The following is a 7,326-nucleotide window of genomic DNA, read 5'->3' as shown; positions in this document are numbered from 1 at the left end:
CCCCACCATGTCCAGCACAACGAAACCGACCAGCTCAGGCAACGATTTCTAACTGGAGTACTAGGTCACCAGACATGTGAAAGATCATTTACCGGACAGCCATAGCGGAAACAGGGGATTCAGGCAGCCAGGGCGTCGCGCAGTTCACGGACGGCCCGTTCGAGGTGGTGTTGTGCGGGGATCGCCTCATACAGGTCCTGGGCGCGGCGGTGGACCAGACCGGTGCGGTAGCCGTCCGGCAGTGAGGTCAGGGCGGTGATGGTGCGGCGGCAGGCCTGTTCGCTGTCTCCGTCGTGATGGGCGCAGGCTGCGGCATCGATATGGAGCAGAGTGCGGGTCATGGTGCTGGTCGGCGCTGACAGCTCCAGGGCACGCTGCTGACTCTCCCGAGCGTGGCGAGTGTCCCCGAGCGTGGTGAACGCGTGGCTGAGGTGCACGTGGTGTTTCTGCTCACCGTAGGTGAGCCAGGTGTCCGACCGCTCGCTCTGGGGGAGCCGCGCCATCAGGGTGTCGGCGGCCTTGAGCGCGGTGCGGGCCTGCTCAGGCTGGTGGTTGAGGGCGTAGGCGCGGGCGGCGACGGCGGCTGCCAGGGTCGCTGCTGCGGTGGGCCGGTGGCCAGCGGTGTGACGGGCCTGGTCGGCGAGGTCGGCTGCTGCCTTGGGAGCGCCGTAGTTGAGCGGGACCATGGCCTCGCGGGCCAGGACCCAGGCGTGCAGCTGGGCATCGCCGGATTCGGTGGCGGCCCGGGCGGCGGTGGCGAACCAGGCGCGGGATTCCCGGCGGCTGCCCAGATCGTGTAAGACGATCGCTGTCATCCCGGCCATCTGCCCGGCCGCACGGCACAGCCGGGCCCGGACGGGGGCGGGTTGCGGGACGGTGAGCAGCGGGCGCAGAGCGGCGAAGTCCGAGACCAGATCGGCCAGGACGCGGGTGGGCTGCTGGCCGTGGTAGCCGTACCCGTAGCTCTCGGACGCGGCCTCCAGGTCGGCCAGATCACGTGGGACGCCGGGGGAGAAGGACTGGTCGACGTCGGTCCGGGCAGCGGTGAGCGCGGCCAGTGCCGGAGCGGTGAGGCCGGCGGCGAGAGCGCCGCGCAGCAGGTGGCGGCGCTTCATCGGGTCATCTCCATGGTGGGACTCCGTGCTGAGGGCGGTGGTCTCTTCCCAGGGTTGCGCAGCAAGGCCCAGAAGGGCACCGGGAATGCGTAGTCCGCCGGCGATCCGCTCGACCGTGGCCAGGGCGGTGACAGTTGTGGTGCCCCGGGCGATCTGGCTGACCCGCTCGGATTTGAGCGCGCACGCTTCTGCGATCCGGTTGTAGGAGAGCCCCGCGTCGTGAGCCATGGAGAAGACCACAGTGAAGTCCCGCTCACGCAAGGCTCGCACGAAGACGGGGTCGGCCAGCAGGCGGCGCGGAAGCTGGGCGGGTGACGGCGGTGAGTCAGCCACAAGACCCCCTGATTCCCGGGCGTGACGAGGCGTCAGCCTCACGACCATACCCACCGTGGGGCCCCCGCGGCGGGGTTACCGCGAGCCGTTGAGAGGGCTGTACTGACGCGTGTTCGCGGCCGTGCCGTCCAGGGCAAGGCCGACAGATCTAAAGGAGGACCCATGCCCAGTACCGCCACGCCCCCGCCCGCCACCCCCGCGCCGCAGGCCGGTGGACTCGTCCGTTCCCGGCAGCGGATCGTCGCCGCCCGGGGCCGTAACGCCATCCCCTCGGACGGTGGCGGCACCGGCCGCAGCGACGGCAACGACTGACGGATCAGGAGCTCCGACGCGATGACGGATGTATCCATCGCGGCATGCCTGGGCGAGGACTTCCTCGCCCAGGCACTGCACCGCGAATACCGCCACGTACCCGGCGCGCTCGATGTCGCCGGGCTGATGACCTGGGACGACCTCAACCAGATCCTGGGCAGCCACCGGCTAGAACCGCCGCGCATGCGGCTGTCCCACGACGGCGAGACGCTGCTGATCGGCGGGTACACCGCTCCGGTGGCCACGCGCCGGCACACCGTGTGGCACCGCCTGCACCCCGCCGAGCTCCACGCCCGCCTCGCCGAAGGCGCCTCTCTCGCCCTGGACAGCGTCGACGAGCTGCACCCGCCGATCGCCCGGCTCGCCGAAGCACTCGAGCGGGACTTGCGCACCCGCGTGCAGGCCAACCTCTACGCCTCGTGGACCAGTACCGAGGGCTTCGGAATCCACTGGGACGACCACGACACGATCATCGTCCAGCTGGACGGCGCGAAACGGTGGCGGATCTACGGCACCACCCGGCCCTTCCCGCTGTACCGGGACATCGAGGACCCGGGCGAGGCCCCCACCGAACCGGTCGCCGACCTGGTCCTGCGCCCCGGGGACGTGCTGTACGTGCCGCGCGGCGTGTGGCACGCGGTCTCCGCCGACCAGGGCACCCACTCTCTGCACGTCACCTGCGGCCTGCAGACCCACACACCCGCCGACCTGATCACATGGGTGTCCGAGCAGCTGCTCGCACACGAGGACTGGAGGCGCGACTTGCCCCTGCTCGCCTCGCGCCACGTCCAGTCCAGCGTCCTGGACGGAATACGCAAACGGCTCGCCGAACTGCTGGACGAACCGGAGCTGATCGACCGCTACCGCGCCGCGATGGACGGCCAGGCCACCGGCCGCATGACGCCGAGCCTGCCGTACATCAACGGCATCCCGGCCGACGGCAGCCTGCAGGTACGGCTGACCACGGCCCGCGGCGTCCTGGACGCCGGCCCCGACGCGGTCACGCTGGCCGCCGCCGGCACCGTGTACGAGTTCGCGCCCGAGGCAGAGGCGGTGCTGCAGCCGCTCGTCGAGGGCCGCACCGTGGACCTGGCCACGCTCGCAGGGACAGCTGGTCTGGCCCTGGAGGACGTCGCCGCTCTGGTCCAGGAGCTCATAGCCGGGCAGGCCGCGACGGTGGGGAGCATGCTGTGACGGCGAAGCTCGCTCTGGGCACCTACCGGTGCCGGGCGATCCCGGAGGCGGCCGCCCGTGCGGCCGCCTCCGGCACGCACTGGATCGACACCGCCCCCAACTACGCCGCCGGCCACGCGCAGAACCTGCTCGCCCCGGCCCTGGCCGCCCACCCGGACCTGCGAGTGGCCACGAAGAGCGGCTACTTCACCGCGGCCACCGGCGCCGAAGCCGTGAACGCCGGTGTCCTCACCGGCGACCAGGCCCGCTCCGGGCACAGCCTCGCCCCGGACTATGTGCGCTGGCAGATCGCCCGCAACCGCAACCAACTCGGGCGTGACCGGCTGGACCTGGTCCTGCTCCACAATCCCGAGCGTGCACACCCCGGCGACCGTCCGGCGCTGCACCGTGCGATCCGGGACGCCTTCGCCGCCCTGGAGGAAGCCGTAGCGGCCGGGCACGCCACCGGCTACGGGATCGCCACATGGTCGGCACTGGAAGAGGAGATGGTCACGGTGGGGGAGCTGCTCACCCTGGCCGCCGAAGCCGCCGGCGGCCACCGTCACCACCTGGCCGCGCTCCAGATGCCGGTCAGCCTGGTGATGATGACGCCGATCGCTCAGGCTCTCCACGGACGGGGCCCCCTTCCGGCCGCCGCCGACGCCGGGCTGCGGGTGATGGCGTCCGCTCCACTGCACGGCGGGGAGCTCCCCAGCATGGTCGACCAGGACCTCGCCGGCCTCATCCGACCAGGCCTGACTCCCGCGCAGGCGTGCGTGCTGGCCGTCGCGTCCTGCCCAGGAGTGACGGACGTCCTCGTCGCCGCTTCCAGTGCGCCACACTGGAAGGAAGCGGCCCAAGCCGTCGCTCAACCTTGCCTGACCACCGCCCAGTTGCGGGAGATCACTGATGTACTCGCCTCCCCCTGACCCGGACACCGAGCGCCGCATGCGCACCCACCACGCCCGCGCCGCCACAGCCCTGCACGTACAGGTCGAGACGGGCGGGGAGTTCTGGGGATGGGCCGGGCGGACCCTGGGAGCCCCGGCCCGCACTGCCGACGGGCAACCGGCATGGCTGCGGCTGGTGTCCACACCGCAGGACAAGGCGTCTGGCAAGCTGTGGGACGGCGCCCTCGACGCCCAGCACGCCTTCGGTGACCTCGGCGGTCACCGGCCCGCGCTCCTGGCCGTCCACGACGCCGTCGACGACGGCACCGCCTACCGGGCAGAGCTGTCCCGGCGCGTCGACCAGCCGGTCCTGACCGCCGACCCGATCCTCCAGCACGACCCCCAGCTACCAGACTCCTGGTGGCAGCAGCTCGGCGGAGCGCTGGAGAAGGTGGCGACCGTCGACACCGACCGCGTCGCCGTACGGCAGCAGTACATGGACCGGGCCATCCCCGAGTACGTCGGAATCCCAGCGCCCACCGACGCCCGCTGGACCACGGCCCACGCCGACGTGCACTGGGCGAACCTCACCGCACAGCCCCTCCAGCTCCTGGACTGGGAAGGCTGGGGCCAAGCCCCCGAAGGATTCGACGCCGCCACCCTCTACGCCTACACCCTGCTCCAGCCGGACGCCGCCGCCCGCGTCCGCACCGCCTTCCCCATCCTCGGCAGCCCATCCGGCCTCGCCGCCGAAGCCACCGTGTGTGCCCAACTGCTCCAGACCGTCAGCCGCGGCGACAACCTCGCCCTCGAGGACCAGCTCCGCGCCTGGTCCGAAGAACTGCGCAGCCGCTGACCTCTGCCGCGGGGATGGGGGAGGCCAGCACGTTGCCGCTGTTCCTGCCCGTGGGGGCCGGCCCCATGGCGCGTCGTCGCTCGTGGGTGTGGTCATGACGGTCCCGGCCGTGACGGGGCGACCGTGCTGCAGTTGCAGGGATCATGAACCGATTCGGGAAGGTGCTGGTCCTGGCCGCCGCGGTGACGGCGCTCGTCGGGGAGTCTGCTGTGGCAGTTCCGGCGAGCCCGGCCTCGGCGCCGGCAGCGGCGATGTGCACGAAGCAGTGGCGGGTCACCGGCAAGAAGGTCGCCGTCCGGAAGCCGCAGAACAATCAGCCCGTGGCGTCACCCGACTCGCCGGCCGTGCGGTACCTCCACCAGGGAGACATCGTGACCTCGTGCGTCGAAGCGATCGCCCGCACACAGAGCGGCCCGGCCTACCGCAAGTGCGGCCGAGGGGGACACGTGTGGAGGATCGTCCGTGGCGGCCAGGTGCCCGCCACCTGCCTAGAACGGGTCTGACCGCCGCTGATGCAACCTGTCGCGCCTTCGGCTCCCGCCGCCCGGCGCTCAGATCGCGCCACTCTCGCGTGTTCGATTTTCCGTTCGATAACGTGGTGGGGGAGGTGAGGGTCGTGACGGACACAGACACGGGGGCTGGCGGGGTGCCGACGGTGATGCATGTGCGTTGCCCTGACCGTGTCCGGGGGGAGATCTACCGGCAGGTCCTGGAGCTGCTGTCCGATCTCTCCCCGGTCGTGCAGGCGCTGCCGCCGACCGCGGCCCTGGTGGAGCTGAAGGGTGCGCTGCGGTATCACGGGCCGGACACGCACCGGCTGGGCGAGATCCTGCGGGTGCGCACCTTGTCCCGCCTCGGGGTCGACGTACGGGTCGGTATCGGCCCGTCGATCACGGTCGCGGCCACCGCGTCCGCACAGGTCGCCTCGCCCGGCGGAGTCCTGACCGTCACACCCGACCGTGCGACCGGCTGGCTGGCCCCGCTGCCGGTCGAAGCCCTCCACGGCATCGGACCCCGCCAGGCCGCCGCGCTGCACGACTACGGCATCCACACTGTGGGCCTGCTCGCAGCCGTCTCACCCGAGACCACGCAACGCCTGCTCGGCGGAAAGGCCGGCCGCCTCGCCGCCGACCGGGCCCGCGGCCTCGACCCCCGCCCCGTCGTGCCCCGAACTCTGCCCGCATCCGCCACCGTCCGCCTGCGCTTCGACCGACACGTCCTGGACGGCGCCGACGTCCGCGCGGCCCTGCTGGACCTCGTCGTGAAACTCGCACGCCTGCTGCGCCGCCGCGGCCAGGCCGTCCGCGCGCTGTCGTTGACCCTCCAGTTCGCCGGCGGCAGCAGCTGGGAGAAGACCCGCCGTCTGCCGGAAGCGTCCGCTCACGACGAGGACCTGCGCAGCATGGCCTACCGGCTGATCGACTCCGCCGGTCTGCAGCGCGGCCGGATCACCGGCTTGGTCCTCAAGGGCGACGACCTCGTCGACGCGGACCAGGTGGCCCAGCAGATCAGCCTGGACCACACCCGCGAGGCCAGACTCGTCGCGGAGGCCGCCGTCGACCGGGTACGCGACAAGTACGGCCAGGACGTCATCGGCCCCGCCGCGGTCATCCGCCGCGCCTCCTAAACCCCGTTCCGCAGACCGTGCGCAGCCCGGCGAGCACGAAAGAAGAGCGGCCACCTCATCGGAGGTGACCGCTCTTCCGTGAAGACGCGCCGGCTACCGGCGCCGGGCCGGTCGGGGCCCTCGCCTGTAGAGGACCCAGGCCACAACGCAACAAGCCAAGGCGTGCACTGCCGCGCTGGTTGCCGAGTCGGGGACCGCTCGGATCAGGAGGCTGAGCAGCAGCGCGAGGAAGATGACCCGTCCGGCGATGAGCATGCCCGGCAGGCGCCGGTCAGTGGACGTGGACATCAGGAGGGCCCAGGGGCCCAGGTAGGGCTTCCACAGTCGCGTGGTGGCGGCGAGTACGGTCAGCAGCGCCAACGTGACGCCCGCGCAGGCCAGGATGCGGGCGGCTCCGTGACCGCCGACGAGGTGGGCGGTCGCCAGTGGAATGGCCAGCAGCACGGCCGCGGAGGCCTCCACTGCGATGAGGGTCCGTACCGACCGCTTGCGGTCGAACGCGCACAGCGTCGTGCGGGCGTCCAGGACCGGGTCGGTTCGGTAGCCCGGTCGGCCGCGCTGGTTCTGGACGAAACGGTCGAGCGCTTCGAGGCCCTGCTGCCGGTGAGCCGGGTCTTCCCGGACGATGCGCATCAGCGTACGGACAGCCTGCGCCTTGTCGCGGCCGGCGGTGCTCGACAGAGTACCGATCGCCTCTTCGAAGGCCGCGTGCGCTGGGTGAGCGTCAGTCATGCCTTCAGCCAACCAGTCGGCACTGACACCCGTCCCGATTCCGCTGGAACTGGGGACGGGGCGAGACACCCCCGGCTATGGCCTGATCGGCTCGCCGCAGCAGCGAGAGAAGGCGTTCACCGGGCTAGATGTGCAGCCGTGGAGGAAGGGCAGTCTGGTGGGCCCGGACGACGCCGGGGGCCAGGCGGGCCAGCCCGACAGACCGACCAGGCGCGCTGTATCGCCTAGGACTTGTCCGGCGGATCATGTGACTGCTCCGCGCCCGGGTCGTTGATGTGGACATGGGGC

8 protein-coding genes are annotated in these 7,326 nt (G+C 71.5%); 6 read left to right on the top strand and 2 right to left on the bottom strand.

The features are described 5' to 3' along the window. Nucleotides 1-119 precede the first annotated feature (119 nt). Complete coding sequence (locus tag IE142_RS34295) at nucleotides 120-1,448, bottom strand: NsdA family TPR-like regulatory protein (RefSeq protein ID WP_191889357.1); 1,329 nt, start codon at nucleotides 1,446-1,448, stop codon at nucleotides 120-122. Nucleotides 1,449-1,610: 162 nt separating this feature from the next. Between IE142_RS34295 and IE142_RS34290 the strand changes: the two genes are divergently transcribed. From IE142_RS34290 to IE142_RS34265, 6 genes are all read left to right on the top strand, one after another. Beyond that, entirely contained in the window at nucleotides 1,611-1,760 is a 150-nt protein-coding gene (locus IE142_RS34290) for a hypothetical protein (protein WP_191889356.1), read from the top strand. A 21-nt stretch (nucleotides 1,761-1,781) separates the two neighbouring features. Continuing rightward, entirely contained in the window at nucleotides 1,782-2,954 is a 1,173-nt protein-coding gene (locus tag IE142_RS34285) for a JmjC domain-containing protein (RefSeq protein WP_191889355.1), read from the top strand. Then, nucleotides 2,951-3,862 (top strand): aldo/keto reductase, encoded by a 912-nt coding sequence (locus IE142_RS34280; protein WP_191889354.1) that lies wholly within the window; start codon nucleotides 2,951-2,953, stop codon nucleotides 3,860-3,862. The genes IE142_RS34285 and IE142_RS34280 overlap by 4 nt, the downstream gene beginning before the upstream one ends. Further along, a complete protein-coding gene (locus IE142_RS34275; protein ID WP_191889353.1) occupies nucleotides 3,843-4,679 on the top strand; it encodes a hypothetical protein in 837 nt (278 codons plus the stop codon). The genes IE142_RS34280 and IE142_RS34275 overlap by 20 nt, the downstream gene beginning before the upstream one ends. Nucleotides 4,680-4,822: 143 nt before the next feature. Beyond that, complete coding sequence (locus IE142_RS34270) at nucleotides 4,823-5,182, top strand: hypothetical protein (protein WP_191889352.1); 360 nt, start codon at nucleotides 4,823-4,825, stop codon at nucleotides 5,180-5,182. 155 nt (nucleotides 5,183-5,337) lie between these two features. Then, nucleotides 5,338-6,306, top strand: a complete 969-nt coding sequence (locus tag IE142_RS34265) for a DNA polymerase Y family protein (RefSeq protein WP_191889358.1) — start codon at nucleotides 5,338-5,340, stop codon at nucleotides 6,304-6,306. A gap of 93 nt (nucleotides 6,307-6,399) precedes the next feature. On the opposite strand, the gene IE142_RS34260 is transcribed toward IE142_RS34265, so the two are convergent. Continuing rightward, nucleotides 6,400-7,038, bottom strand: a complete 639-nt coding sequence (locus IE142_RS34260) for a hypothetical protein (RefSeq protein ID WP_191889351.1) — start codon at nucleotides 7,036-7,038, stop codon at nucleotides 6,400-6,402. Nucleotides 7,039-7,326 lie beyond the last annotated feature (288 nt).

Origin of the sequence: Streptomyces mutabilis, assembly GCF_014649815.1 — a bacterium.
GTDB classification, from domain to species: domain Bacteria; phylum Actinomycetota; class Actinomycetes; order Streptomycetales; family Streptomycetaceae; genus Streptomyces; species Streptomyces mutabilis.
This window is presented reverse-complemented; position numbering and strand designations above follow the sequence as displayed.

Bases quoted from the DNA above. Each gene is read 5' to 3' on its own strand.
- IE142_RS34260 (WP_191889351.1), bottom strand. From the start codon at position 7,038: ATGACTGACGCTCACCCAGCGCACGCGGCCTTCGAAGAGGCGATCGGT.
- IE142_RS34290 (WP_191889356.1), top strand. From the start codon at position 1,611: ATGCCCAGTACCGCCACGCCCCCGCCCGCCACCCCCGCGCCGCAGGCC.
- IE142_RS34270 (WP_191889352.1), top strand. From the start codon at position 4,823: ATGAACCGATTCGGGAAGGTGCTGGTCCTGGCCGCCGCGGTGACGGCG.
- IE142_RS34275 (WP_191889353.1), top strand. From the start codon at position 3,843: ATGTACTCGCCTCCCCCTGACCCGGACACCGAGCGCCGCATGCGCACC.
- IE142_RS34285 (WP_191889355.1), top strand. From the start codon at position 1,782: ATGACGGATGTATCCATCGCGGCATGCCTGGGCGAGGACTTCCTCGCC.
- IE142_RS34265 (WP_191889358.1), top strand. From the start codon at position 5,338: ATGCATGTGCGTTGCCCTGACCGTGTCCGGGGGGAGATCTACCGGCAG.